The sequence below is a fragment of the Sphingomonas jinjuensis genome, from assembly GCF_014197105.1.
GTDB lineage: Bacteria > Pseudomonadota > Alphaproteobacteria > Sphingomonadales > Sphingomonadaceae > Sphingomonas > Sphingomonas jinjuensis.
The window spans coordinates 44,627-70,682 of the sequence record NZ_JACIEV010000008.1; the positions used below are offsets into that span (position 1 = coordinate 44,627).

The 26,056-nt window shown below is 69.1% G+C and carries 29 protein-coding genes and 1 riboswitch; of the genes, 21 read left to right on the top strand and 8 right to left on the bottom strand.

Going from position 1 to position 26,056, the window contains the following annotated elements:
- Nucleotides 1-61 precede the first annotated feature (61 nt).
- The 7 genes from rsfS to GGQ80_RS13510 all read left to right on the top strand — a co-directional run bounded on the left by rsfS (nt 62) and on the right by GGQ80_RS13510 (nt 5,243).
- On the top strand, nt 62-388 hold the full coding sequence (rsfS, locus tag GGQ80_RS13480) for a ribosome silencing factor (RefSeq protein WP_246347099.1): 327 nt from the start codon (nt 62-64) through the stop codon (nt 386-388).
- Nucleotides 388-810, top strand: coding sequence for a 23S rRNA (pseudouridine(1915)-N(3))-methyltransferase RlmH (locus tag GGQ80_RS13485; RefSeq protein ID WP_183986014.1), 423 nt, complete (start codon nt 388-390; stop codon nt 808-810). The genes rsfS and GGQ80_RS13485 overlap by 1 nt, the downstream gene beginning before the upstream one ends.
- A 236-nt stretch (nt 811-1,046) precedes the next feature.
- Nucleotides 1,047-2,195: a murein hydrolase activator EnvC family protein gene (locus tag GGQ80_RS13490; RefSeq protein ID WP_183985707.1), complete on the top strand. Its 1,149-nt coding sequence runs from the start codon at nt 1,047-1,049 to the stop codon at nt 2,193-2,195.
- 92 nt (nt 2,196-2,287) lie between these two features.
- Complete coding sequence (locus GGQ80_RS13495) at nt 2,288-3,622, top strand: S41 family peptidase (protein ID WP_183985709.1); 1,335 nt, start codon at nt 2,288-2,290, stop codon at nt 3,620-3,622.
- 142 nt (nt 3,623-3,764) lie between these two features.
- A complete protein-coding gene (locus GGQ80_RS13500) occupies nt 3,765-4,235 on the top strand; it encodes a disulfide bond formation protein B (protein ID WP_183985711.1) in 471 nt (156 codons plus the stop codon).
- Nucleotides 4,232-4,765, top strand: a complete 534-nt coding sequence (locus tag GGQ80_RS13505; protein ID WP_183985713.1) for a demethoxyubiquinone hydroxylase family protein — start codon at nt 4,232-4,234, stop codon at nt 4,763-4,765. Before GGQ80_RS13500 ends, GGQ80_RS13505 begins: the two co-directional genes overlap by 4 nt.
- Nucleotides 4,766-4,781: 16 nt before the next feature.
- Entirely contained in the window at nt 4,782-5,243 is a 462-nt protein-coding gene (locus tag GGQ80_RS13510) for a hypothetical protein (protein WP_343051057.1), read from the top strand.
- Between the two features lie 466 nt (nt 5,244-5,709).
- Here the strand turns inward: GGQ80_RS13510 and GGQ80_RS18495 are convergent, their stop codons facing one another.
- From GGQ80_RS18495 to GGQ80_RS18505, 3 genes are all read right to left on the bottom strand, one after another.
- On the bottom strand, nt 5,710-5,892 hold the full coding sequence (locus tag GGQ80_RS18495) for a hypothetical protein (RefSeq protein WP_246347082.1): 183 nt from the start codon (nt 5,890-5,892) through the stop codon (nt 5,710-5,712).
- Nucleotides 5,893-6,309: 417 nt separating this feature from the next.
- A complete protein-coding gene (locus tag GGQ80_RS18500; RefSeq protein WP_246347083.1) occupies nt 6,310-6,540 on the bottom strand; it encodes a hypothetical protein in 231 nt (76 codons plus the stop codon).
- 12 nt (nt 6,541-6,552) lie between these two features.
- Complete coding sequence (locus GGQ80_RS18505) at nt 6,553-6,807, bottom strand: hypothetical protein (protein WP_246347084.1); 255 nt, start codon at nt 6,805-6,807, stop codon at nt 6,553-6,555.
- Nucleotides 6,808-6,921: 114 nt separating this feature from the next.
- Nucleotides 6,922-7,000, top strand: a riboswitch (ZMP/ZTP riboswitch).
- A gap of 17 nt (nt 7,001-7,017) precedes the next feature.
- Here GGQ80_RS18505 and GGQ80_RS13520 point away from each other — a divergent pair.
- Nucleotides 7,018-7,704, top strand: coding sequence for a DJ-1/PfpI family protein (locus GGQ80_RS13520; RefSeq protein ID WP_183985715.1), 687 nt, complete (start codon nt 7,018-7,020; stop codon nt 7,702-7,704).
- On the opposite strand, the gene GGQ80_RS13525 is transcribed toward GGQ80_RS13520, so the two are convergent.
- Nucleotides 7,685-8,320 carry a DedA family protein gene (locus tag GGQ80_RS13525; protein ID WP_183985717.1) on the bottom strand — a complete coding sequence of 212 codons (636 nt, stop codon included), beginning with the start codon at nt 8,318-8,320 and terminating at the stop codon, nt 7,685-7,687. The two genes, GGQ80_RS13520 and GGQ80_RS13525, sit on opposite strands and share 20 nt — an antisense overlap.
- Nucleotides 8,321-8,400: 80 nt before the next feature.
- Here GGQ80_RS13525 and GGQ80_RS13530 point away from each other — a divergent pair, with 80 nt between their 5' ends.
- Complete coding sequence (locus tag GGQ80_RS13530) at nt 8,401-9,198, top strand: aldo/keto reductase (protein ID WP_183985719.1); 798 nt, start codon at nt 8,401-8,403, stop codon at nt 9,196-9,198.
- Nucleotides 9,199-9,344: 146 nt separating this feature from the next.
- On the opposite strand, the gene GGQ80_RS13535 is transcribed toward GGQ80_RS13530, so the two are convergent.
- Both GGQ80_RS13535 and GGQ80_RS13540 read right to left on the bottom strand, forming a co-directional pair.
- Nucleotides 9,345-10,730 (bottom strand): UdgX family uracil-DNA binding protein, encoded by a 1,386-nt coding sequence (locus tag GGQ80_RS13535; protein WP_183985721.1) that lies wholly within the window; start codon nt 10,728-10,730, stop codon nt 9,345-9,347.
- Between the two features lie 36 nt (nt 10,731-10,766).
- Nucleotides 10,767-12,029: a dicarboxylate/amino acid:cation symporter gene (locus GGQ80_RS13540; RefSeq protein WP_183985723.1), complete on the bottom strand. Its 1,263-nt coding sequence runs from the start codon at nt 12,027-12,029 to the stop codon at nt 10,767-10,769.
- A gap of 65 nt (nt 12,030-12,094) precedes the next feature.
- On the opposite strand from GGQ80_RS13540, the gene glmM reads away from it, so the two are divergent.
- The 6 genes from glmM (at nt 12,095) to GGQ80_RS13570 (ending at nt 18,817) form a co-directional block, all read left to right on the top strand.
- Nucleotides 12,095-13,432 carry a phosphoglucosamine mutase gene (glmM, locus tag GGQ80_RS13545; protein ID WP_183985725.1) on the top strand — a complete coding sequence of 446 codons (1,338 nt, stop codon included), beginning with the start codon at nt 12,095-12,097 and terminating at the stop codon, nt 13,430-13,432.
- Nucleotides 13,433-13,587: 155 nt separating this feature from the next.
- Nucleotides 13,588-14,445 carry a bifunctional hydroxymethylpyrimidine kinase/phosphomethylpyrimidine kinase gene (gene thiD, locus GGQ80_RS13550; RefSeq protein WP_183985727.1) on the top strand — a complete coding sequence of 286 codons (858 nt, stop codon included), beginning with the start codon at nt 13,588-13,590 and terminating at the stop codon, nt 14,443-14,445.
- Nucleotides 14,433-15,041 carry a ribonuclease HII gene (locus GGQ80_RS13555; RefSeq protein ID WP_183985729.1) on the top strand — a complete coding sequence of 203 codons (609 nt, stop codon included), beginning with the start codon at nt 14,433-14,435 and terminating at the stop codon, nt 15,039-15,041. Before thiD ends, GGQ80_RS13555 begins: the two co-directional genes overlap by 13 nt.
- A gap of 176 nt (nt 15,042-15,217) precedes the next feature.
- The gene (locus GGQ80_RS13560; RefSeq protein WP_183985731.1) at nt 15,218-16,363 is read left to right on the top strand and encodes a site-specific DNA-methyltransferase; all 1,146 of its coding nucleotides are present in this window, start codon (nt 15,218-15,220) and stop codon (nt 16,361-16,363) included.
- Nucleotides 16,364-16,831: 468 nt separating this feature from the next.
- A complete protein-coding gene (folP, locus tag GGQ80_RS13565) occupies nt 16,832-17,881 on the top strand; it encodes a dihydropteroate synthase (RefSeq protein ID WP_183985733.1) in 1,050 nt (349 codons plus the stop codon).
- A 51-nt stretch (nt 17,882-17,932) separates the two neighbouring features.
- Entirely contained in the window at nt 17,933-18,817 is an 885-nt protein-coding gene (locus GGQ80_RS13570) for a bestrophin family protein (RefSeq protein ID WP_183985735.1), read from the top strand.
- Between the two features lie 6 nt (nt 18,818-18,823).
- Here GGQ80_RS13570 and GGQ80_RS13575 read toward each other — a convergent pair whose 3' ends face one another.
- Together GGQ80_RS13575 and GGQ80_RS13580 are read right to left on the bottom strand one after the other, a co-directional pair.
- Nucleotides 18,824-19,573, bottom strand: coding sequence for an SDR family NAD(P)-dependent oxidoreductase (locus GGQ80_RS13575; RefSeq protein ID WP_183985737.1), 750 nt, complete (start codon nt 19,571-19,573; stop codon nt 18,824-18,826).
- A 37-nt stretch (nt 19,574-19,610) separates the two neighbouring features.
- Nucleotides 19,611-21,032 (bottom strand): sigma-54-dependent transcriptional regulator, encoded by a 1,422-nt coding sequence (locus tag GGQ80_RS13580; RefSeq protein WP_183985739.1) that lies wholly within the window; start codon nt 21,030-21,032, stop codon nt 19,611-19,613.
- 142 nt (nt 21,033-21,174) lie between these two features.
- On the opposite strand from GGQ80_RS13580, the gene GGQ80_RS13585 reads away from it, so the two are divergent.
- The 6 genes from GGQ80_RS13585 to GGQ80_RS13610 all read left to right on the top strand — a co-directional run bounded on the left by GGQ80_RS13585 (nt 21,175) and on the right by GGQ80_RS13610 (nt 26,037).
- Entirely contained in the window at nt 21,175-21,309 is a 135-nt protein-coding gene (locus GGQ80_RS13585; protein WP_183985741.1) for an aa3-type cytochrome c oxidase subunit IV, read from the top strand.
- Nucleotides 21,306-22,433, top strand: a complete 1,128-nt coding sequence (locus tag GGQ80_RS13590; protein WP_183985743.1) for a Rossmann-fold NAD(P)-binding domain-containing protein — start codon at nt 21,306-21,308, stop codon at nt 22,431-22,433. Before GGQ80_RS13585 ends, GGQ80_RS13590 begins: the two co-directional genes overlap by 4 nt.
- Entirely contained in the window at nt 22,430-22,792 is a 363-nt protein-coding gene (locus tag GGQ80_RS13595) for a hypothetical protein (protein WP_183985745.1), read from the top strand. The genes GGQ80_RS13590 and GGQ80_RS13595 overlap by 4 nt, the downstream gene beginning before the upstream one ends.
- Before the next feature lie 275 nt (nt 22,793-23,067).
- Nucleotides 23,068-23,367: a proton-translocating transhydrogenase family protein gene (locus GGQ80_RS13600; protein ID WP_183985747.1), complete on the top strand. Its 300-nt coding sequence runs from the start codon at nt 23,068-23,070 to the stop codon at nt 23,365-23,367.
- A gap of 105 nt (nt 23,368-23,472) precedes the next feature.
- Nucleotides 23,473-24,972, top strand: a complete 1,500-nt coding sequence (locus tag GGQ80_RS13605) for an NAD(P)(+) transhydrogenase (Re/Si-specific) subunit beta (RefSeq protein ID WP_183985749.1) — start codon at nt 23,473-23,475, stop codon at nt 24,970-24,972.
- 123 nt (nt 24,973-25,095) lie between these two features.
- Entirely contained in the window at nt 25,096-26,037 is a 942-nt protein-coding gene (locus GGQ80_RS13610) for a winged helix DNA-binding protein (RefSeq protein ID WP_183985751.1), read from the top strand.
- Nucleotides 26,038-26,056 lie beyond the last annotated feature (19 nt).

The following is a 26,056-nucleotide window of genomic DNA, read 5'->3' on the forward strand; positions in this document are numbered from 1 at the left end:
TACCACCCCCGCGCCCCAGGCCGCCGACGCCCAGGAGGTCGAGGCGCTGCATCAGTTGATCATGCAGTCGCTCGACGACGACCAGGCGGTCGAGACCGTGTCGATCCCGCTCGCGGGCAAATCGTCGATCGCCGACCATATGGTGATCGCGAGCGGCCGGTCGACGCGGCAGGTCGCGTCGATGGCGATGAAGCTGGCCGAGCGGATCAAGGCGGAGTTCCGCCGTCCGGTGCGAATCGAAGGGCTGCCGACCGCCGATTGGGTGCTGATCGATGCCGGCGACGTCATCGTCCACCTGTTCCGCCCCGAGGTCCGTTCGTTCTACAATCTGGAGCGGATGTGGGCGTTCGGCGATGCCCCGCCGCCGCCGGCGATGGGGCAGGGCTGATCCTCCTTCACATCGTCGCGCGCGGCCGGATCGGGCGTTCTCCCGAGAGCGAGCTGGTCGAACGTTATCTGAAGCGAATCGCCTGGCCGACCAAGGTCACCGAGCTGCCCGACAAGGGCGGCCGGCTGCCCGCGCTCGAGCCGCAGACGCGCCGCGTGCTGCTTGACGAGAAGGGCGAGGTCATGGCCTCGATGGCGTTCGCCGAACGGCTCGGTCGCTGGCGCGACGATGGGGTGCGCGAGGCGCGGTTCTTGATCGGCGCCGCCGACGGCTTCGACGATGCCGAGCGGGCGGAGGCGGACCTGCTGCTATCGTTCGGCCGCGCGACCTGGCCGCACATGATGGCGCGCGCGATGCTGGCCGAGCAGCTGTTCCGCGCGACGAGCATTCTGGCAGGCCACCCCTATCATCGGGAGGGGTGATGGCCGCCGCCCTCTACCCCCTCCGTCATGCTGATCTCGTTTCAGCATCTCATGCCGCGAGCCGTTCGGCATGGGGCGAGGAGATGCTGAACCAAGTTCAGCATGACGAGGGGATGGTGGAAGGGGCGCGGCCTTCGCCATCACCCGCGTCATTCCTGCGCAGGCGGGAATCCATAGTCGCTGCAGTCGCGGCTCTATCCCGGCGGCGGGGCTTATGGATCTCCGCCTGCGCGGGGATGACGGCGGTTGCTGGGCTGGTCCTGCTTCTCACCCCCGCCGCCAGCCAGACCCGCGTCGCCGACCAGCGCGCCCGGCTCGCCACCGCGCGCCGCGACGCCGCGGCCGCCACCCGGCGCGCCGAAATGCTGGTCGCCGCCGCCGCGCGCGAGCGCGACGCTGCTGAAAAAGCGCGGGCCGACGAACGCGCGCTGGCGGCCCGGGTCGACGCCGCCGCCGCCGATCTTGCCGCCGCCGAGGCGCGCAGCCGGCTGATCGACCGCCTCCTCGCCGATCGCCGCGCGCGGCTCGCGGAACAGCAGGCGCCGGTCGCCCGCCTGCTCGCGGCAATGCAGGCGATGGCGCGCCGCCCGGCGGTGGTTGCGCTCGCCCAGCCGGGATCGGTCGACGACCTCGTCCGCATCCGCGCCGTCCTCGGCAGCGCGCTGCCCGCGGTGCGCACTCGCTCCGCCGCCGTCCGCCGCGACCTCGACGCGACGCGCCGCCTTCAGTCCGCATCGATCCAGGCCACCGCCGCCTTGCGCGACGGCCGCGCCAGGCTGGAGAGCAGCCGCGTGGCGCTGGCGACGCTCGAAGCCGACCACCGCCGCCGCAGCGCCTCATTCGGCCGCGATGCGATGAGCGAGGAGGACCGCGCGCTGGCGCTGGGCGAGCAGGCGCGCGATCTCGTCGATCGGCTGGGCGAGGAAGGGCAGGCCGCGACCACAGCCGCCGCGCTGGTCGACCTGCCCGGTCCGCCGCCGCGCCCGCTCGCGCCCGGCACGGTGCCGCCGCGGCGGCCGCGCGGCATCTATCGCGCACCGGTCAAGGGGCGCGTCGTCACCGGTTTCGGCGAGATTTCCGATGCCGGCGTCCGCTCGCGCGGGCTCGCCTTCGCGGTCGCGCCGGGCGCCCCCATCGTCGCGCCGGCGGGCGGGCGGGTGCGCTATGTCGCGCCGTTCCGCGGCTATGGCATCATCGTCGTCATCGACCATCAAGACGGCTGGACCTCGCTCGTCACCGGTCTCGGTCGCCCCGCCGTTCGCCCCGGCGACAGCGTCGCACTCGGCACACCGCTCGGCCGCGCCACGACGGGCGACGACCCCCGCGTCACCGTCGAGCTGCGCCGCCGCAGACGCCCGGTCGACGCCGCGGCGCTGATCGGCTGACGGTCAGCCTCCATTCACGCGTCACCGCGCTTTGATCGCACCGGCAAAGCCGCTACACAGCCCATCAAACCGCAGTTTTTCACGGATATCCCATGGCCCGCCCGCTCCTGACCGCGACCGCGATCCTCGGCACCCTCTCGCTGGTGCCGCTGGCGACGCAGGCGCTCGCCGCGACCGACGCCGACACCTATGGCGAATTCGACCAGTTCATGGACGTCTTTAACCGGATCAAGGCGGATTACGTCGACAAGGTCGACGACAAGACGCTGATCAAGGGCGCGATCCAGGGGATGCTGTCGAGCCTCGACCCGCATTCCAGCTATGTCGATGCGCTCGACTATCAAAATCTGAAGATTCAGACCGAGGGCAATTACGGCGGCCTTGGCCTCACCGTCTCGATGGAGGATGGCGCGGTCAAGGTGATCTCGCCGCAGGAGGATACGCCCGCGGCGCGTGCCGGCGTGAAGTCCGGCGATTACATCACCCACATCGACGGCAAGCTGATCTACGGCGACACGCTCGACGAGGCGATCGGGCTGATGCGCGGCAAGCCGGGCACAAAGATCACGATGACGCTGGTCCGCCCCGGCCGCGACAAGCCGCTCGACGTCACGCTGGTGCGCGAGGTGATCGTCCAGCGTCCGGTGAAGTGGGAAGTGCGGGGCCAGGTCGGCTACATCAACATCAACACCTTCTCCGAAAACACCGGCGCCGACACCCGCGCCGCGATCATGGCGATCGACAAGTCGCTCGGCCACAAGCCTCTGGGCTATGTCGTCGACCTGCGCGAGAACGGCGGCGGCCTGCTGACCCAGGCGATCGCGGTATCCGACGCCTTCCTCGACCATGGCGAGATCGTGTCGCAGCGCGGGCGCGAGAAGAGCGACATCGAGCGCTACTTCGCCAAGCCCGGCGACGATGCCCACGGCCTGCCGGTGGTGGTGCTGACCGATCCGGGCACCGCGTCGGCGAGTGAGATCGTCGCCGGCGCGCTCCAGGACCATCACCGCGCGCTCATCATGGGCGAGAAGACGTTCGGCAAGGGATCGGTGCAGACGCTGCTCCAGCTCGGGCCCACAACCGCGCTTCGCTTGACGACCGCGCGTTATTACACCCCGTCGGGACGCAGCGTACAGGAGGGCGGTATCGAGCCCGACATCCGCGTGCCGCAGATCAGCGACCCCGACTACAAGACCCGCCCCGTATTCCGCGAGGCCGACCTGCGCCGTCACCTCATCAACGAGGTGAAGGCCGACAATGCGGTGCTGGAGGAGGATACCAAGACCGATCCGCGCTTCAGCATGACGCCCGAGCAGCTGAAGAAGCAGGGGATCGAGGATTTCCAGCTCTATTATGCGCTGAAGACGGTCGCGCGGCTGGGTGGTCCGACCCAGGTCGCGCTGGCGACCAAGCCGCCGGTGAAGTGATGGCCTCTCACTCCCCCGTCATCCCGGCCCTGAGCCGGGATCCATCGTGCGGCGAGCGACTGAGTAGCGTCGGCGCGAGTCACTTGGGGAGCCATGGATCCCGGCACAAGGCCGGGATGACGAAGGTAGCGGGAGGGGCGCAATGACCCCCTCCGAACGCCTCGCCCGCCTCCTCGCGCTCCTCGTCCCCGCCGCGCTGCTCGCGGGCGCCTGGATCGGCCAGCTCTTCTTTCACCTCTACCCGTGCGAGATGTGCCATTGGCAGCGCTGGCCGCACTATGCGGCGGTGGTGCTGGCGGGGCTGGCCTTCGTCGTGCCGCAGCGTTCGGTCGCGAAATCGCTGATCATCGTCGCCGCGTTGCTGATCGCGATTTCGGGGGCGATCGGCGTCTTCCATGCCGGGGTCGAGTGGCACTGGTGGAACGGCTTCACCGCCTGCACCGGCTCGCTCGGTAGCGGCGGCTCGACGCTCGATCGGATCATGAACACCGCGGTCATTCCTTGCGACGTCGCGCAGTGGCGGTTCCTGGGCATTTCGCTCGCCGGCTATAATGCGTTGATCTCCTTGGCCGGTGCTGCGTTGATCCTGGGCATGATGAGGAAGGCGCGATGAGCTGGAAACCGGGCGATCGGCCCCACCCGACCGAATCGATGATCCGCGTCGACCAGGCGGGCGAATATGGCGCGACGCGCATCTATGCGGGGCAGCTCGCGATCCTGGGCGATCGCCATCCTTCGGCACGTGCCATCCATCACATGGCGGCGCAGGAGGAGCGGCATCGCGCCTTCTTCGACAAGCTGATCGTCGAGCGTGGCGTGCGGCCGACGCTGTTTCAGCCGTTCTGGAACGTCGCCGGCTTCGCGCTCGGCGCGGTGACGGCGGCGATCGGCCCCGACGCGGCGATGGCCTGCACCGCCGCGGTCGAGACCGAGATCGACAAGCATTATGCCGAACAGCTGGCGGCGCTGGGCGACAGCGACCCCGAGCTGAGCGAGGCGATCGCGGATTTCCAGGCCGAAGAGCTGGAGCATCGCGATCATGCGCTGGCCAATGGCGCGGAGAATGCGATCGGCTATCCGGTGCTCAGCGCCGCGATCCGGCTGGGGTGCAAGGTCGCGATCGCCGCGGCGAAACGGATCTGACGGGAGAGGCAAGACAGTGAAGCGTTTGATTCTCGCGGGGTTGGTCCTCGCCGCGCCGACCATGGCACAGCAGGCGGCGCTGCCGGGTGCGCCGGTCCAGTCCGTGACACGCGCCAGCACGGCGCAGACACCGGGCGTCGTGCCCAAGCGCGCGCCGATCAACGGTGTCCTCGTCCTCTACGGCAACGAGCGCTGCCCGACCGACGCGGAAGGGAACGAGGTCATCGTCTGCGAGCGCCGTAGCGCCGAGGAACAATATCGGGTCCCGAAGGAACTGCGCGAATTCCAGGTGACGCCGCAAAACGAAAGCTGGGCCGCGCGCGCCCAGGGGACGATGAACGAGGGCGTCGGCGCCAACAGCATCGGCAGCTGTTCGACCGTCGGCGCCGGCGGCCAAACCGGCTGCTTCATCCAGCGCGCCAACGCCGCCACGAAGGAACGCCGCGCCCAGGCGAAGGCGGACGCCAGCGTTCCTTAAGTCCGTATTGTCAGTCCACACCCCTTCGTCATCCCGGCCTTGAGCCGGGTTCCATGGTTCCCCAAGCGACTCGCGCCGACGGTGCGCAGTCGCTTGCCGCACGTTGGATCCCGGCTCGAGGCCGGGATGAGGGTAGTAGGATAGGGCAGGGCTGTTCCACTGCTCGGCGACCGCCACCTCCGCGGAGCAAGCGGCACCGCAGATGGCGGGCCCGTTCCGGCATGACGGAATTCGGCTGTCGTACCGGCCCTCATTCGCGTTAAGCCACCCCCATGCCGCTGCGCCGCTTCCGCATCGTCCTGTTCGCGCTGGTGTGGTTCAGCGCCGCCTGGTTCGGCTCGTGGGAGTTCAATCCCAACAACGCGGTCCGGCTCTGGGCGGCGGTCAGTCTCGTCGAAAGCGGCGATGCGACGATCGACGAATACGCCCATATGACAGTCGACAAGGCGCAGTTCGGCGACCATTTCTATTCCGACAAGGCGCCGGGCATGACGATCGCCGCGCTGCCCGCGGCGTGGGTCGCCGATCGCGTCACCGGCGAACGGGCGGGGCCGCTCGACAAATGGCTCGGCAACGATCTGCTCGCGCGCTTTACCCGTTTGCGGCTTCGCCTCGCCGCCGCCTCGATCAGCGCGGTGCTGACCGCCATCGCCGCGGTACTGCTGTTCGACCTTGGCCTCGCGGTCACGGGCAGCGTCGGCGCCGGGCTGATCGCCGCGCTCGGCTATGCGCTGGGCACGCCGATCTGGGGCTGGTCGACGACGATCCTGGGCCATGCCCCCGTCGCCGCGCTCTACGTGATCGCGCTCTGGGCGGTATGGCGGATGGGCGAGGCACGGGCGATGCGCCACGCTGTCGTCGCCGGCTTGGCGCTGGGCGCAGCGGTGGTGGTCGAGCATCAGGCGGTGATCGCCGGCAGCGCGATCGGTATCTGGGCGCTGGCGCGGGGCGCAGGCCGTCGCAATCGCCGGACACTGCTCGCGGCCTTCCTGATCGCCGGGCTTGTCGCGCTGCTTCCGCTCGCGATCTACAACATCGTCGCGTTCGGCACGCCGTTCCGCGTCAGCTATTCGGGTGTCGTCGGGTGGCAGGGGATGCAGCAGGGGCTGTTCGGCCTCACCTGGCCGCGGCCCATGGTGCTCTGGCAGATCCTGTTCGGGACGAAGGTCGGCCTGGTCTGGGTCGCGCCCATCCTGCTGCTCGCCGCGCCGGGGCTGGCGATGCTGACCGAGCGCCGCGATACGCGCGGGCTGGCGATCACCGCCGCCACCGTCGCCGCCGCCTCGCTGCTGGTCAACGCCGCCTATGTCTATTGGGAGGGCGGCAACACCACCGGTCCGCGCATCGCGATGCCGCTGGCAGGCGCGCTCGCGCTGGGGCTGGCGCCGTGGTGGGCGGCGTTCCGCGGCGCCGCCGTCCGCGGGCTGACGCTGGGCGTACTGACCGTGTCGATCGCGATCAACGCGATGGTCGCCGCGGCGGAGATCTTCGGGCCGCAGGGCTGGGACTGGCAGCTGTGGCGCGGCGTGATCCAGCCCCACTTCCTCAACGGCGAGCTGCGCACGGCCCCGTCGGAATGGTTCGGCTGGACGCCGTGGCACGGCTTCGCGCTATGGGCGGCGGTCGCCACCGTGATGCTCGCCTGGCTTGTCTGGGCGGCGGGCCGAGCCTATCCTGACGCCGCTCGCGTGACTGGCGCATCGGTGGACGACCACGGGGAAGCGCGAGCCTGAACGCCGCGCGCCTGGGCACCACGCTTGACGGAGGTTGCCCCATGCCGATGACGATCGCCTTCCTGCTGTTCCCCAACGTCACCCAGCTCGACCTGACCGGCCCGGCGCAGGTACTCGCGCGGCTCGGCGATTCGACGCTTCATCTGGTTGCGAAGATGCGCGATCCGGTGCCGACCGATGCCGGCTTCTCGATCCTGCCGACCGCCAGCTTTAACGACGTGCCTGGCGCCGACATCCTGTGCGTGCCCGGCGGCTTCGGCACCAACGCGGCGATCGCCGACGACGAGACGATCGAATGGGTCCGCAGCGTCGGCGAGCGCGCGACCTGGGTGACGAGCGTCTGCACCGGATCGCTGATCCTCGGCGCGGCGGGGCTGCTGCGGGGCTATCGCGCCGGCTGCCACTGGGCGCAGCGTCACCATCTGCCGCTGTTCGGTGCGGAGCCGGTGGCCGAGCGCGTCGTCGTCGATCGCAACCGCGTGACCGGCGGCGGCGTCACCGCGGGCATCGACTTCGCCCTGACGCTAACCGCGCTGATCCGCGGCGAGGATCACGCCAAGGCGGTGCAGCTCAGCCTGGAATATGATCCGCATCCGCCGTTCGACGCCGGTTCGCCGGAGCGGGCGGGCGCGGCGCTGGTCGAGGCGGTGAAGGCACGCGGTCGCACGCTTGCGCCGACCCGCGACGACGAGCTACGCGCGCTGGCGATCAGGCGCGGCTTTTCCTGAGCCCGCGCACGCGGTGCCAGATGTAGAAGGCGACCAGCGCCACCAGCACCAGGCCGATCGCAAGGTCGGCCTGGTGGAACGCCGCCTTCACGCGCGGGTCGCTGTTCCACTTGTCGCCCAGCTTCATGCCGACCCAGGCGAGGCCGAAGCACCACGGCCAGCTGCCGATGAAGGTATAGACATGGAACGGCACCAGCCGCATCCGCGCGACGCCCGCGGGAAAGGCGATGAAGCTGCGGATGACGGGCAGCAGCCGCCCGATCAGCACCGCCGCCGAGCCCCAGCGCGCGAAGAAGCGGTCGGCGGCATCGAGTTCGCCCGGCCCGATCAGCACGTAGCGGCCCCAACGCTCCGCCATCGGCCGCCCGCCGCGCTTGCCCACCTCATAGGCGACGATCGACCCGAGGTTGCACCCGATCGCCCCCGCCGTCGCGGCGAGATACAGGTCGAACCGCCCGGTCGACACCAGATAGCCGGCGAACGGCATGATGATCTCGCTCGGCAGCGGGATGCACGCGCTCTCGATCGCCATCAGGATCGCGATGCCGGTATAGCCGCCGGTCGAGATCACCCAGATCGTGAAGGTGGCGAGGACCGCCAGGATCTTTTCGAACATGGGATTGCCGCTTGGGCGAAGGCGCCGCGATGGTCAACCGCTCGCGGGAACCCGCACCGCCGTTGACGGTTTGGCGCGCCATGACTGATCTTACCCTCAACGATGGCCGCACCATGCCCCAGCTCGGCATGGGTACGTATCAGATCCCCGACGCCCAGGCGGCGACGATCGTCCGCCAGGGCATCGATGCCGGCTTTCGCCTGGTCGACACCGCCGCGATCTACGACAACGAACGTGGCGTCGGCGAGGGCGTGAAGGCGACCGACGTGTTCCTGACGACCAAGCTGTGGAACGACCGCCAGGGCGATCCCCGCGCGGCGCTGGACGAAAGCCTGGCGCTGCTTGGCGTCGATGCGGTCGACCTCTATCTGATCCACTGGCCGGTCCCCACCGCCGATCGCTATGTCGACGCCTGGAAGTCGCTGGTGAGCCTGCGCGATGCCGGGCTGACGCGTTCGATCGGCGTGTCGAACTTCCTGCCCGAGCATCTCGACCGGATCATCGAGGCGACCGGCGTCACCCCCGCGGTCAACCAGATCGAACTTCATCCGCGGTTCCAGCGGCGCGAAGAGGTGGCGTATCACCAGGCCGCGGGCATCGTCACGCAGAGCTGGAGCCCGATCGGCCAGGGCAAGTCGCTGCTGACCGATCCGGTGATCGAAAAGATCGCCGGCAAGCATGCCCGATCGCCGGCGCAGGTCGTGATCGCGTGGCACCTCGCCAAGGGCTATTCGGTCATCCCCAAGGCATCGAGCCATGACCACCTGACCGACAATCTCGCCGCGCAGGACCTGACGCTCGACGACGAGGACATGGTCGCGCTCGACGGCATGGACTGCGGCGAGCGGCTGGGGCCGGACCCGAAGACATTCGGGTGAGTGGGCTGCCTGCCCCCTCCAAAAAGCTGTCATGCTGAACTCGTTTCAGCATCTCGTCGTGGCGTAGACGGCCCTCCCCCCAAGCAGATCCTGAAACGAGTTCAGGATGACGGCTTGGTGGGGGGGGGGGGGGGGCAGGGAGGCAATCAAACCATCCCGCCCGCCATCCGCAGTTCCTCGACGAATCGCGCATATTCCTCCGCCCGCGCCGCCTCGTCGGGCAGCCGCAGCAGATAGCTCGGGTGGACGGTAATCATCGCCGCGCCGCCGCTCGGCAGGTCGATCCGCTTCCCCCGTTCGCGGCCGATCGTCACCACTCGACCGAACAGCGACCGTGCCGCCGTCGCGCCCAGCGCCACCGTCAGCGCCGGCTTCACCCGCGCCTGCTCCTGCTCGATCCACCAGCGGCACGCCTCGATCTCACCCGCGCCGGGTTTTGAGTGGATCCGCCGCTTGCCGCGCAACTCGTATTTGAAGTGCTTCACCGCATTGGTGACATAGGCGCGTGAGCGGTCCACGCCCGCCTCCGCCAGCGCCCGGTCGAACAGCTGGCCCGCGGGTCCCACGAACGGATGCCCGGCCAGATCCTCCTGGTCGCCCGGCTGCTCGCCGACGAACATCAGCGGCGCGTCGATCGGGCCTTCGCCGAACACCGTCTGCGTCGCATCCTTGTACAGCGGGCAGCGGGTACAGCCCATCGCCTCTTCGCGCAGTGCCTCCCACGCGGCCAGCGCATTGCCGCCGACACTGGTCCGCGCCGTCTCGATCATCCCGCTCTCCCGCGCCTGCGCGCCCGCGATCAGCTGCGACACCAGCTCCGTCTCGGGCATGTTCTTCCAATATTTGCGCGGCATCTCGCGCAGCATCGTGCCCACCTTCACCCGCGCCGGGTTGAAGATGCTGGCGTAATAGGTCTTCCACACTTCCTCGGTCGGATCGCCGTCGGGCGCGTCGGCCTTGGTCGCGCCCGGCCCTTCGGTCAGCGCCTTGCCGTCCCAGTGCAGCGACACCTCGGGCGTCAGGATCGACCAGCGCATCGAGGCGAAGCGGTTGACGAAGAAGGCCGCGTTGGCGCGAACTATATGATGCTCGGGCTCGAACCAGGCGACGTAGCGGCTGCCCTCGTCGTCCTCGACCTCGCGAAAGCGCAGGAAGGCGCGCATCTTGTGGATGTCGCGGCCGACGTTCTTGGCGATCACCTCCAGCCGCCGCATCAGCGGGTCGGCGCGATCCTCGATCAGCCTGGGCTCGCGCCGCAGCCGGCTGAGCAGCGTGTAGAGCAGCGCGAACCGCTCGGGATCGTTGGCCATCGCCACCTTGCGGGCCAGGTCGATGAAGGCGCGCGGCACCGAAAAGCCCGGCGAGGCGGCGGGCGGCGGGGGTGCGTCTCCCGTCCCGGCGAAAAGGTCGGTGACGGTATCGCCGACCTGCCAGACGACATCGTCGGGCGGCACCTGCTCCGCGGCGAGCCCGCGCGCCGCATCGCGCCACGCGTCGAAATCGTCGGGGGCGGGCAGGGTGACGACGCGCATCCCGCACCGACGCGGCCGGACGCGTTTCGTTCCGGGTCAGGCGTCGTCGATCGGCTCTTGCGCGGACAACGCCTCGCCGCCACCGCGCCGGTGCAGCAGCGTCGTCGTCGCGACGTCCCACATCACATTGCCCAGCGTGCGCATGATATCGGGCACCGTTTCCACCGCGACCAGCAGCCCAAGCGGCGCCAGCGGGGCCCCGATCACCGACGCGATCGGCGCGATCGCGCTGACGAAGCTGATCGTACCGGGCAGGCTGACCGATCCCAGCGAGGTTAGCGTCGCCACGACGACGCCGATCGCCAGCACCACCGGCGACAGCGTCACGCCGAACCAGTGGGCGACATAGATCGCCACGGCCAAATTCATCGCCGGCCCGGTCGCGCGGAACAGCGCCACCGCCAGCGGCAGCGTGACGCCCGCGGTCGTCACCGGCACGCCAAGCTCGCGCGCGCCCTCCAGCATCGCCGGCAGCGATCCGATCGAGCTTTGCGTACTGATCGCGACCGCCTGGCTCGGCAGGACCGCTCGGGCATAGCGTGCCAGCGACACCCGCCCGCCGATCACCGCGACCGGATAGGCGAACAGCGACATGACGAAGCCCACCGCGCTGACGGTCAGCATGTAATGGACCAGGGCGCCGAACGCGCCGCCGCCCGCCTTCGCGCCGACCACCAGCGCCAGCGCGAACACGCCGAGCGGCGCGATCCACAGCACCCAGTCGATCACCACCAGCATCGTGTCGCGCAGCGCGGTGAAGAAGGCGACGAGCAGGCTGCGGCCCTCGCGATTGATGCGCATGATCGCAAAGGCGAAGACCAGCGTGAAGATGATGAGCGACAGGAACGCGTTGTCGACCGCCGCCTTGACGATGTTGGTCGGCACCACCCCGGCGATGAACGCGCCGAGCGCCGGCGCGGCGGCGGGCTGCTCCACGCCGGTCAACGCGGCGCGCAGGCTGGCAGCGGAGGCGGCGGGCAGGGGGACGAGGTCGAGGAACAGCGGCGTCAGCACCGCCGCCAGCGTCGCCGAAAAGGCCAGAAACCCGACGTAGAGCGCGATCGCCCGTGCGGCCAGCCGTCCGGCCTGAGCCGCTTCCGCCGTCGCCGCGACGCCGGTGACCAGCAGCGAGACGACGAGCGGGATGATCGTCATCTGCAACGCGTTCAGCCACGCCGTGCCCACCGGCCCCGCGACCGCGATCGTCGGTTCGACCGCGACTGGCACCCGCGCGGCGAGGACGACGCCGATCGCGAGCCCCAGGACGAGCGACAATAGAATGCGGGAGGCTTGGCTCATGCTCGCCCTTATCACTGGCTGGCGTTATGGAAGCGGGGCGCATAGCGGAGCGGTCGCGAGGGATCATGGCAAGAAAATATTTCGGCACCGACGGGATTCGTGGTCTGACCAACGCCGGCGCGATGACCGCGGCGATGGCAATGAAGGTCGGCATGGCCGCCGGCGCCTATTTCCAGCGCGGCGACCATCGCCACCGCGTGCTGATCGGCAAGGACACGCGCCTGTCGGGCTATATGCTCGAATCGGCGCTGGTCGCGGGCTTCACCAGCGTCGGAATGGACGTCATCATGGTCGGGCCGATGCCGACCCCGGCGGTGGCGATGCTGACCCAGTCGATGCGCGCCGATATCGGCGTCATGATCTCGGCAAGCCACAACCCCTTCGCCGACAATGGCATCAAGCTGTTCGGTCCCGACGGCTACAAGCTGTCCGACGAGGCGGAGGCCGCGATCGAGGCGCTGATCGACGGCGACGTTCCCCTCGTCCCCGCGAACCAGATCGGCCGCGCCAAGCGGATCGACGACGCGCAGGGGCGTTACATCCACTTCGCCAAGTCGACCTTCCCCGAAAACCTGCGCCTCGACGGCATGCGCATCGTCATCGATTGCGCCAATGGCGCCGCGTACAAGGTCGCGCCCGCCGCGCTGTGGGAACTCGGCGCCGACGTCGTGACGATCGGCGTCACCCCCGACGGCACGAACATCAACGACGGCGTCGGCTCGACCGCGCCCGCGGCGCTGGGCGAGGCGGTGGTCGCGGCCGGTGCGGCGATCGGCATCGCGCTCGACGGCGATGCCGACCGGCTGATCGTCGTCGACGAGAAGGGCCGCGTGGTTGACGGCGACCAGCTGATGGCGACGATCGCCGCCGGCTGGGCGCGCGCCGGGCGGCTTAAGGGCGGCGGGCTGGTGGCGACCGTGATGTCGAACCTGGGGCTGGAGCGGCATCTGTCGGCACAGGGGCTCGGGCTCGTGCGCACCAAGGTCGGCGACCGCTATGTCCTCGAAAGCATGCGCGCGCGCGGCTTCAACGTCGGCGGCGAGCAGTCGGGGCACATCATCCTGTCGGACTATGCGACCACCGGCGATGGCCTGGTCGCCGCGCTTCAGGTGCTGGCCGAGGTCAGGCGCGCCGGTGCCCCCGCCAGCGAGGTGCTCCACCGCTTCGATCCGCTGCCGCAATTGCTGAAGAACGTCCGCTTCGCCGGCGGCAAGCCGCTCGAGGCCGACAGCGTCAAGGCGGCAATCGCCGACGGCGAGGCGGCACTGGCGGGCAACGGCCGCCTCGTCATCCGCCCATCGGGCACCGAGCCGGTGATCCGCGTCATGGCCGAGGGCGACGAAGCTGCGCTGGTCGAGCGCGTCGTCGACAGCATTTGCGACGCGGTGAAGGCGGCGGCGTGATGGCTTTTCGTCAAACCTCCCCGGCACGGGGAGGGGGACCGCTCGGCGTTAGCCGAGTGGTGGAGGGGCAGCCAAGCAGCGCTGTCCTCTGCGTCTGCCCCTCCACCACCAGCCTGCGGCTGGCGGTCCCCCTCCCCGTGCCGGGGAGGTTCTAGATGCCCACCCCCCGCATCCTCATCATCGCCGGCTCCGATTCCGGCGGCGGCGCCGGTATCCAGGCGGACATCAAGACCGTCACGATGCTCGGCGGCCACGCTATGACCGCGATCACCGCGATCACCGCGCAGAATACGCTCGGCGTCCAGGGGGTGCATCCAGTGCCGACCGAGATGGTGGTCCAGCAGATGCGCTCGGTGATCGACGACATCGGCGTCGACGCGGTGAAGATCGGGATGATCGGCTCGGCCGAAACGGCGCATGCGGTGGCGGAGGTGTTGGAAAATCTGAGCCCCTCCCCTTCAGGGGAGGGGTTGGGGTGGGGGACGCAGGCGATGGTCTCTGCGAGGCTCGCCCCCACCCCAACCCCTCCCCTGAAGGGGAGGGGATTTAAGATCCCCATCGTCTTCGATCCGGTCATGGTCGCGACCTCCGGCTCGGTCCTCGCGGACGCCGACACCATCGCCGCCTTCGCCCGGCTGATGGCGATCGCGACGCTGGTCACGCCCAATCTGCCCGAACTACAGGCGCTCGGCGGCATCGCCGCGATCCCCGCCGCCGTCCTCGCCAAGGGCGGCCATGCCGAGGGTGGCGACATCGTCGACCGCCTCATCCTTTCCGACGGCAGCGAACAGCGCTGGTCCAACCCGCGCATCGACACCCGTCACACCCATGGCACCGGCTGCACGCTGGCGAGCGCGATCGCCACCGGCCTCGGCGCCGGCATGCCGCTTACCGCAGCGATCGGCCACGCCATCGCCTTCGTCCGCGCCAGCCTTGAGGCGGCGCCGGGTCTCGGGCAGGGCCACGGCCCGATGGGACAGCAAGACGCGACGGGCTTCCGATGCCCGGCCTGAAGCACGAAAAACTCTGCCTGCCGCCGGTCGCGGGCGTCGACGAGGCGGGCCGCGGCCCGCTCGCCGGGCCGGTGGTCGCCGCCGCCGTCATCCTGCCCGCCCGCAACATCCCACGCGGGATCGACGATTCGAAGAAGCTCTCCGCCAACGAGCGCACCCGCCTCGCCACGCTGATCCGCGAGCGGGCGTGCGTCGGCGTCGGCATCGTCGAGGCGGACGAGATCGACGCGCTCAACATCTATTGGGCGACGATGAAGGCGATGACGCTCGCGGTCGACCAGCTGGCCGAATGCCTCGGCGCGTCCCCGGGCCACATATTGGTCGACGGCAACCGCCTGCCGCGCTGGGATTATGCCGCCACCGCGATCGTCGGCGGCGATGCGGTGAGCGCGTCGATCGCCGCCGCGTCGATCGTCGCCAAGCACACCCGCGACACGATCATGCTCGCCCATCACGAATCATATCCGCACTATGGCTGGGCCTCGAACAAGGGCTACGGCTGCCTCGCCCATCGCCGCGCACTGGCCGAACACGGCCCCTCGCCGCTCCACCGGCGCAGCTTCGCACCAGTCGCGCAAGCACTTCTCCCATTGTGAGTCTTTCGCGCCACACCGCTAGGGGTTGAGTCTCGCAAGGCGCGACGGACCCAATATCTAGATCGGGACTCTTCTTGTTCCGCTTCAGCAACGACCGGCGCCGATCGATCGTTAACCAATATCATCTTGACGAGAGTCCACCGCTTCCGGCGAATGCGCGGGCAAAGGGGAAGGCAATGGGGGTCATCGACAAGGTCGCGCCGGCGCGCACTGGCCGCAGCAAGGCGGCGGCGGGGGACGTGCGCGCCGAGCTGCCGCTCGACCAGATCGTGATGGGCGATTGCATCGCGGCGATGAAGGCGCTGCCCGCCAAGTCGGTCGACATGATCTTCGCCGACCCGCCCTACAACCTCCAGCTCGGCGGCGAGTTGTTCCGCCCCGACGGCAGCCACGTCGACGCGGTCACCGACGATTGGGACAAGTTCGACAGCCTGAAGCACTACGACGCCTTCACCCGCGCCTGGCTGGCGGAGGCGCACCGGATCCTGAAGGACGACGGCACGATCTGGGTGATCGGCAGCTATCACAACATCTTCCGGGTCGGCGTCGCGGTGCAGGATCTGGGCTACTGGATCCTCAACGACATCGTCTGGCGCAAGGCGAACCCGATGCCGAACTTTCGTGGCACGCGCTTCACCAACGCGCACGAGACGCTGATCTGGGCGTCGAAGGGCGAGAAGGCGAAATACACCTTCAACTATCGCTCGATGAAGACGCTGAACGACGAGATTCAGATGCGGTCCGATTGGGAATTCCCGATCTGCGGCGGTCAGGAGCGGCTGAAGAAGGGCGGCCACAAGGTTCATCCGACGCAAAAGCCCGAGGCGCTGCTCTATCGCGTGCTGCTCGCCTGCACGAAGCCGGGCGACGTCGTCCTCGATCCCTTCTTCGGCACCGGCACTACCGGCGCGGTGGCGAAGCGGCTGGGCCGCCACTGGATCGGCATCGAGCGCGAGCCCGGCTATTGCGCCGCCGCGATCGAGCGGATCGAGGCGGCGCTGCCGCTCGACGAATCGGCGCTGGCGACGATGCAGAGCCCGCGCAGCCAGCCCAAGGTGGCGTTCGGCGTCCTGGTCGAGAACATGTACCTCGTCCCCGGCGCGGTGCTGACCGACGCCAAGCGCCGCTGGACCGCCACCGTCCGCGCCGACGGCAGCCTGTCGAGCCCGTGCGGCGCCAGCGGCTCGATCCACAAGCTGGGCGCGACGCTGCAGGGCGCGCCGGCGTGCAACGGCTGGTCGTTCTGGCACTACGAGGCGGAAGGTGCGCTGAAGCCGATCGACGCGTTGCGGCAGACGTATCTGCTGGCGACCCAGCCCTAGTTGTTCGCGCGACGCCGCGGAGACGCGAAGAGAGTGGTTCACGCGGAGGCGCCGAGGCCCGCTGATCCCTCTCCCTCGTCATGCCGGACTTGATCCGGCATCCATCGATCCGCGTGCGGCTCGCCTGTCGAGGCACGCGATGCTCGCCATCGGCAAACCTCGACGTCATCGGTCTGCTTCGTATGAGCCGCCAACCCGGATCACTTTGTCAGAAGCCCGGCCGACAGATCGATGCCGGATGAAGTCCGGCATGACGAAAGCGGGAAGGTCGCCCCAAACAACCTCCGCGTCTCCGCGTCTCCGCGTCTCCGCGTGAACCACCCTTCTTCGCGCCTTTGGGTCTTCGCGCGAACCAACCCGTCCCGCGCCGCCACGCGAAACCACCAGCAACACTTCGCACCATCCCGCGATAGCGCCAGCAACATGCACGCCCTATCAACCTCGCTCCCGCACCCGGAGACCCGACCGATGCTCCTCCGCCCCATCCAGTTCGTCGACGCGCCGATGGCCTATCCCGACGGCGCCGTCGCTCGGCTTGCCGGGGGCCTGCTGTGGTTCGCCGCCTATGAGGTGGTCGACAAGGGCGAGCGGCGGATCGTCCCGATCCCCGATGTTGTCACCCTCGGCGACCGCGCCGCGACGCTCCACGCGCGGATCACCGCGCCGCGGCCTGCGCTGGCGCTGGGCGAGCGGACGCTGCGCTTCGACCAGCCGCTGGTCGCCGGCATCCTCAACGTCACGCCCGACAGCTTCTCCGATGGCGGCGCTCACATCGGCGATCCCGCCGGTGCCGCCGCCGCTGGCGTCGACATGGCCGCCGCTGGTGCCGCAATGGTCGATGTCGGCGGCGAGTCGACCCGCCCTGGCGCGGCGCTGGTGTGGGAGGGGGACGAGGCCGAGCGCACCGTGCCCGTCGTCGAGCGGCTCGCCGCCGCCGGCGTCCCCGTCTCGATCGACACGCGCAAGGCGAGCGTGATGGAGGCGGCGCTGGCCGCAGGCGCCGCAATCGTCAACGACGTGTCCGCGCTGCTCTGGGACGATCGCGCGCTCGCGCTGGTGGCGCGCGCCGGCTGCCCCGTCGTGCTGATGCATTCGCCCGACCCCGCCAAGGGGCCGCACGGCGGCGATGGCTATGCCGACGTCGTCGCCGATGTGTTCGCCTGGCTGGAGGCGCGGATCGAGGCGGTGGTCGCAGCCGGGGTCGATCGGGCTCGGATCATCGTCGATCCCGGCATCGGCTTCGGCAAGTCGCTCGCCGACAATCTCGCGCTGCTCAACGGCCTCGCCGCCTTCCACGGGCTCGGCTGCCCGATCATGCTGGGTGTCAGCCGCAAAAGGCTGATCGGCGCCTTGTCGAACGAAGCGCCGGTCGCCGAACGGCTCGGCGGCAGCATCGCGCTCGCCACCATCGGCGCCGCCGCCGGGGTGCAGATCCTGCGCGTCCACGACGTCGGGGAGACGGTCCAGGGCTTACGGATCTGGCGCGGCTTGCGCGACCGAGCGCTGGTCGGTCGATGAACTTGTGGCCGCTCCGGTCGTTGTGCGCCGCGAAAAGGGAAATGCAGATCAATGATCGTTGATGCCACACCGCGTCTCAGTCGCATCGTGTCCGAAGTCTGGCGTCCGCTCGCGGCGCTGTTCGTCTGGGACTGCATCGTCACCTTCGTCTATTATTTCACGCCCCTGCGCGCACCGTCGCTGCCGCTGACGCTGTTCGGCACCGGCCTCGCGCTGTTCCTCGGCTTTCGCGACAACTCCGCCTATGCCCGGTGGTGGGAAGCGCGCGGCCTGTGGGGGCTGATGATCAATGCGTCGCGCAACCTCGCGCGCCAGGCGCGCAACTTCCTCCCCGATCCCGAGGCGGTCGACCTGAAGCGTACGATCGTCCTGCGCCAGATCGCCTACGTGAACGCGCTGCGCTGCCAGCTCCGCAAGCAGAAGCCCGATGACGAGGTGCTGCGCTTCCTGTCGCGCGGCGAGGCGGAGCCGGCGCTGGCGCGGACCAACGTCGCCAACGGCCTGCTCGACGGCACCGGCCGCCGCCTCGTCGATGCCAAGAACAAGGGCTGGATCGACACCATCCAGCTGGCGGCGATGGAGGAGATCCTGGTCGACATCGCCAATTCGCAGGGCGGGATGGAGCGGATCAAGAACACCCCGCTCCCGAACCAATTCCGTTTCTTCCCGTCCTTCTTCACCAAGCTTTTCTGCATTTTGCTGCCGATCGGTTTGGTCGAAACGCTGGAATTCGCGACGCCTGTGGGCTCGACGCTGGCGGGCCTCATGTTCCTGGCGGCGCTTCAGGTCGGCGACGACCTCGTCGATCCGTTCGCTAATACCGTCCACGACCTGCCGCTCAACGCGATGTGCCGGACGATCGAGATCGACCTGCTTCAGGCGATCGGCGACCAGGCGCCCGAACCGATCACGCCCGACAAGGGCGTGCTGTGGTGATCGCGGCTAGAGCGTGTAGCCGCCGTCGCTGGTCAGCACCGCGCCGGTGATCGTCGCGGCGGCGTCGCTCAGCAGGAAGGTAATCTGGCCGGCGATCTCCTCCGCCGTCGCATAGCGGCCGAGCGGGGTCGCCATCGCCGCCAGCTCGCGAAACGCCGCCGCCCGCCCGATCGCGGCGGCACGATCGGCGAACATCGGCATGTCGTCCCACACCGGCGTCTCGACCCCGCCCGGCGCGATCGCGTTGACGCGCAGCCCGGTCGCGGCGCCCTCCCTGGCGGCGACGCGGGCGAGCTGAATCAACCCCGCCTTGGACGCGCCATAGGCCGCGACGCCCGGCTCCACCTTGATCCCGGCGGCCGACGCGACCGCGACGATGCTGCCGGGTCGCCCCGCCATCGCCCGCATCGCCGCGCGCAGCGTCAGGAACGCGCCGTCGAGGTTGACCGCCAGGATCCGTCGCCATTCGGCGAAGGCGAGGTCGGCGATCGGGCCGGCACCGGCGACGCCGGCGTTGACGACGGCATGGTCGATCCCCGCCAGATACGGCGCGGCGTTGTCCCAGAACCCCTCGTCGGCAACGTCGCCCGGCACCAGGTCGAGCGTGCAGCCGAGGTCGATCCGCCCCAGCGCTTCGCCATCGCGGTCGATCAACACCAGCCGCTCGGCACCCGCGCCGGCCAGCGCCTGCGCAACGGCGAGGCCGATGCCCGATGCGGCACCGGTGACGAGGATCGATCGGTCCGTAAAGTTCATGGCCTTCAGCCTTGCCCGCCGTCCATGGCGGGTCAAGTCAGGCGGCGTTGTCGATGCCCAGCTCGCCCAGCTTGCGATAGAGCGTCGAGCGCCCGATCCCCAGCCGCCGCGCGACCTCGGTCATGCGCCCGCGATAATGGCCGATCGCCAGGCGGATGATGTCCGCCTCGATATCCTCGAGCAGGCGAAGGTTGCCGTCGGGCCGGAACAGCGTGACGCCGGCACCCGCCCCCGCCGCACTGGTCGTGCCGGGATCGGTCCGGCGGTTGCCCATCGCCGCGATCTGCGGAAAGTCGCTTCGCGTCAGCGCCGAGCCTTCGCAGAGCACCGCCGCGCGGAAGAGCGCGTTCTGCAACTGGCGCACGTTGCCCGGCCAGTCGTACTCGACCAGCAGCGCCAGCGCGTCGTCGGTGATGCCGAGCTGGCGCAGGCCGGGCTGGCGCGCGATCCGGGCCAGCAGGTGGCGCGCCAGCGCCGGGATGTCGCCCGATCGTTCGCGCAGCGGCGGGATCGTGACCTGGACGACGTTGAGCCGGTAATAGAGATCCTCGCGAAAGCGCCCCGCCTCGACCTCGTCGGCCAGCCGCTTGTTCGTCGCGGCGATGATTCGCACGTCGACCTCGCGCGGATGACGCGCGCCGATCGGATGGACCTCGCCGGTCTGCAGCAGCCGCAACAGCTTGGTCTGCACGTCGAGCGGGATCTGGCAGATCTCGTCGAGGAACACCGTGCCGCCGTCGGCATCGACCAGCTTGCCGATCTTGCGTTCGAACGCGCCGGTGAAGGCGCCCATCTCGTGCCCGAACAGCTCGCTGTCGACGAGGTTGGCGGGGATCGCGCCGCAATTGATCGTCGTCATCGCCCGCTTGGCGCGGGGCGACGCGGCGTGAATCGCCTCGCCGACGACCTCCTTGCCGACGCCGCTTTCACCCTCGAGCAACACCGGGATGCGCGCCCGCGCCGCCTTCGCCGCGATCGCGAGCGCGGCGCGGAAGTCGGGGGCGCTGCCGACGATCTCGTCGAAGGCGAGCAGCGCGGGGATCTTCTCGGTCAGCGGGCGAAGCTCGCCCGCCGCGGTGCCGCCGACCGCCGCTTCCAGCGCGCCGAGCAGCCGTTCGGGCGCCAGCGGCTTGACCAGGAAGTCGGTCGCGCCCGATCGCATCGCGGCGACCGCCTGCGCCACCGATCCGTCGGCGGTCAGCGTCAGGATGGGCAACGCAGGGCGGCGGCGCTTCAGCTCGGCGATCAGTGCGGTGGTGTCGGCGCCGGGCGCCCAGTGATCGAGCAGGACGGCATCGAGCTGGAGCCCGTCGGGCGTGCTCAGCGTCGCCAGCGCCATCTCGGCATCCGCCGCGAAGATCGAGCGCCAACCCCCGCGCGAGGCGAGCGCGGCGATCAGCCGGCGCTGTGCCGGCTCGTCGTCGATCAGGAGAAGAAGGCGCTGGCCGTTCCGCGTCATAGCATTGGGTATCCGTCCCGGTTCGGGGCGGATTCGTAGCCGGCATGAGTAAAGGCAGGCTTAAACTGCTCTTGACGACTTGAGGAAATCACTTCGCGTGGGCTAAGCTGACGTCGATCGACACTAGATATTGGGAATAGCGATGGCCGGCAATGGCGACTTGAAGCCGCATGAGAAAACCTATGACGGCCTGATCGGCATGCTGAAGTGGGGCGCGGTAGCCTGTTTCATCATCGCGTTTTTCGTGATTTGGCTCATCGCACCCGGTAGCAAGTGAGGATCGCGGTTCTTCGCGAGTCGGCGGACGGCGAAAAGCGAGTCGCTGCCACGCCGGAGACGGTGAAGAAGTTCATCGGCCTGGGCGCCGAGGTCGCGGTGGAGGCGGGCGCCGGTGACGGCGCCGCGATCGACGACCAGGCCTATGCCGATGCCGGCGCGCGTGTCGGCGATCGTGCCGCGACGCTGGCGGGCGCTGACATCGTGCTGGGCGTGCAGGCGCCCGATCCCGCCACGCTGTCGGGCGCTACGCAAGGTGCCTGGGTCGCTGCGGCGATGAATCCCTTCGGCGAGCGCGCGCGAATCGATGGGTATGCCGCCGCGGGGCTCGAAGCGCTGGCGATGGAATTCATGCCGCGCATCACCCGTGCGCAATCGATGGACATCCTGTCGTCCCAGTCGAACCTGTCGGGCTACAAGGCGGTGCTCGATGCGGCGAGCGAATATGGCCGCGCCTTTCCGATGATGATGACCGCCGCGGGCACGGTATCGGCCGCGCGCGTCTTCGTGATGGGCGTCGGCGTTGCGGGGTTGCAGGCGATCGCGACCGCCCGGCGGCTCGGTGCCCAGGTGTCGGCGACCGACGTCCGCTCGGCGACCAAGGAACAGATCCAGTCGCTCGGCGCCAAGCCGATCTTCGTCGAGAATGTCGCCGGGATCGAGGGCGAGGGTTCGGGCGGCTATGCCGGCGAGATGAGCCCGGAATATCAGAAGGCGCAGGCCGAGCTGGTGTCGGCGCATATCGCCAAGCAGGATATCGTCATCACCACCGCGCTGATCCCCGGCCGCGCAGCGCCGCGGCTCGTCAGCGACGCGCAGCTCGCGTCGATGCGCCCCGGCAGCGTCGTCGTCGACCTGGCGGTGGAGCAGGGCGGCAACGTCGAGGGTGCGGTCGCGGGCGAGGTGGTGGTGCGCCACGGCGTCAAGATCGTCGGTCATCGCAACGTGCCCAGCCGCCTCGCTGCCGACGCGTCGGCGCTGTTTGCGCGTAACCTGTTCAACTTCCTGTCAGCCTTCTGGGACAAGGAAGCGGGTCGGCCGATCCTGCCCGACGGCGACGAGATCGGCGATGCGATCCGCCTGACCCGCGGGGGCGAGGTGGTGAACCAGAGGCTGATGCAATGACACCGATCTTCCTGCTGCTGGCGCTGGCGTCGACGCAGCCCGACAAGCACCCGACCGACGTGAAGACGCGCACCGAAGACGCGGCGACGACCAGGCTCGCCGATTCGATCCGCGCCGCGCTGCCCCAGGCGAACCGGCTTCGTCCCGAGGGGGGCGACGACAATCCCGACCTGGCGCTGGCGATCGTCAGCGCCGAAGCGGACGGCAAGAGCACCGCCTATGTCGTCGACCTCCTGAAATCGCAGGGCGTCTCCGCGCCGCAGCGGCTGGCCTCGTTCAGCGGCAGCTGCCGCGACGACAAGCTGGCGAGCTGTGCCGCCGATTTGGTGGCGAAAGCCGACCGCAAGGTAAGGGACTGAGGTGCAAGGAGCTTCCCCCTTCGATCCTCCCCCGCCAGGGGGAGGTGGGCCGCGCAGCGGCTCGGAGGGGGCGGTAAGCGGCGCTTTGTCGAGAGGGGCGGGCTTCCTCCCCCTCCGTCAGCCTGCGGCTGCCGCCTCTCCCTGGCGGGGGAGGATGAAATTGCTGTCCTACAGTGCCGGAATCCGCCACCAACGATGGCGAACGTTGAGACCGAACGCAGGACCGCGTCCATGTCTCAACATTCTCAATATTCGCGCCGCAGCAGGGGGCTGACATGGACTTCGTCTCGATCCTTTCGGTCTTCGTGCTGGCCTGTTTCGTCGGCTATTACGTCGTCTGGTCGGTCACCCCGGCGCTACACACGCCGCTGATGGCGGTGACCAACGCAATTTCGTCGGTCATCATCGTCGGCGCGCTGATCGCGGCGGCGGCGGCGGGTAGTCCGGTGTCGAAGTGGCTGGGGCTGCTGGCGGTGGTGCTGGCGAGCGTCAACATCTTCGGCGGTTTCGCGGTCACCGCGCGGATGCTGGCGATGTACAAGAAGAAGGAGCGGCCGGCGGCCGTCCACAAATAGCTCGTCATTCCCGCGAAGGCGGGAATCCATCGCGCGGCCGGCGCCGGTGGAAAGATGGAGTCCCGTCTTCGCGGGAATGACGGATAAAGGCAGGGGGAGCCAGTAATGCACGAGACCGCCGTCAACCCATGGGTCGCCCTGGCCTATCTCGTCTCGGGCATCTGCTTTATCCTGGCGCTGCGGGGCCTGTCGAGCCCGCAGACCAGCCAGCGCGGCAATCGTTTCGGCATGATCGGCATGCTGATCGCGGTGGTGACGACGCTGGTCACGCATGTGCCGATGGGCGGGCTTGGCGGCGCCCACGGACCGGCCATCGCCGCCGCCGGCGATTTCGTCGATAGCGTGACGGTTGGCGAAATTCTCGCCGCGATCGGCCTCGGCGCGGTCATCGGCCTCACCACCGCGCGGCGCATCGCGATGACCGCGATGCCGCAGCTGGTCGCCGCCTTCCACAGCCTCGTCGGCCTCGCCGCAGTGCTCGTCGCCTGCGCCGCCTTCCTCAATCCCATCGCCTTCGGCATCGCCGACATGGTGATCCCGCTGATCGGCCAGCCCTTCGCGGCGATCCACCCGGTCAGCCGGATCGAGATGGGGCTGGGCGTCGCGATCGGTGCGATCACCTTTTCGGGCTCGGTGATCGCCTTCCTGAAGCTCAACGGCAACATGGGCGGCAAGCCGATCATGCTGCCCGGCCGCCACGTCATCAACCTGGCTGTGCTCGGCGCGATCCTGGGCCTGGTGTTCTATTTCACCCAGGACCAGAGCCCCTGGATCTTCTGGACGATCACGATCCTGTCGTTCGCGATCGGCTTCCTTCTCATCATCCCGATCGGCGGCGCCGACATGCCGGTCGTGGTGTCGATGCTGAACAGCTATTCGGGCTGGGCCGCGGCGGCGATGGGCTTCACGCTCCACAACACCGCGATGATCATCACCGGCGCGCTGGTCGGCAGCTCGGGCGCGATCCTCAGCTACATCATGTGCCGCGCGATGAACCGCAGCTTCATCAGCGTCATCGCGGGCGGCTTCGGCGGCGACAGCGCCGCGGCGGCGGGCGGCGGCGCTGCGGTCGACAGGCCGTGGAAGCGCGGCAGCGCCGAGGATGCGGCCTTCCTGATGAGCCAGGCCGAACAGGTCATCATCGTCCCCGGTTACGGCATGGCGGTCGCCCAGGCGCAGCACGTGCTGCGCGAGATGGGCGACAAGTTGAAGGAGCAGGGGGTGCGGGTCAAATATGCGATTCATCCCGTCGCCGGCCGCATGCCCGGGCACATGAACGTCCTGCTCGCCGAAGCCAACGTGCCCTATGACGAGGTGTTCGAACTGGAGGACATCAACTCCGAATTCGCGCAGACCGACGTCGCCTTCGTCATCGGCGCCAACGACGTCACCAACCCCGCGGCCAAGACCGACAAGACCTCGCCGATCTATGGCATGCCCGTCCTCGACGTCGAGAAGGCGAAGACGGTGCTGTTCGTCAAGCGCTCGATGGGCGGCGTCGGCTATGCCGGCGTCGACAACGACGTCTTCTATCGCGACAACACGATGATGCTGCTCGCCGACGCCAAGAAGATGGTCGAGGAAATCGTCAAGTCGTTGGATTGACGATGTAGATCGCTCCGAAATGGCGGCAATAGCCGGAGTGGTTGTCCTAACCTGGGTCATTTAATCTATCCGGACCGGATTTAAGCGCGCGCACCGCTGCGTTGGGCAGCCTAGGTTCGGACGATGATGGGCGCGGCGACGACGATGATGTGGGGCAATGACTATCGCGGTGACGACGGCGGCGCGGTCGTCGTCATCGGCGCCGATGGGGGCGATGCGGGCGAGGCGATGACGCTGGTCGGCGCGCGGATCGCGGCGACGCTGGGCTGGGAGAATGTCGCCGACGGGCTCGATACGGTCGGTGGCGGCGCGCCCGTGCTGGTCGTCGAGGCGGAGGGGATCGACGAGGACCTGCTCGCCGCCGCACTGCCGCGGATCGATGGCCATGCCAGCGCCCTGGACCTGCATGTCGTCGTGTCGCTGGGGCGAGACCAGATCGATCTCGTCGCCAGCCATCTGCTCGGCCGCCGCGTCGCGCTGCTGTGCGAGCCGTCGATCAGCGAGCGGGTCGTCGCGCTGACCGTCGCGTTGGGCGGCACCGGGGCGGCGACGCTCGACGACAGCGTGCGCGAGAACGAGGCGGAACGGCTGAAGCGACTGAACGAGGAGGTGGCGCGGATCGCCGACCTGCTCGCTCGATTGAGCCGCGATACGCCGTCGCCCGCCACCGAGGTGGAGGATCGGCGCCAGCGTTTCGATCCCGGCCCCGTCGGTATCGAGGAGGCGGCCGATCCGGCGGAGGTTCGCCGGATCATCCGTACCCGCCGGCTGCGCGATCAGTTCTTCGGCGCCAATCTGTTCGAGGATCCCGCCTGGGACATGCTGCTCGACCTCTATGCCGCCGAGCTGGAACGCACGCGGGTGTCCGTGTCCAGCCTGTGCATCGCCGCCGCCGTCGCGCCGACCACGGCGCTACGCTGGATCACCAAGCTGACCGAGGCGGGCCTGTTCGTCCGCCAGCCCGATCCCACCGACCGCCGCCGCGCCTTCATGGCGCTGACCCCGCGCGCCAGCGAGGCGATGCGCCGCTACCTCGTCGCCGCCCGACGCGCGCCCGTCGCCTGATGCCATCGCGAGTTGCAGC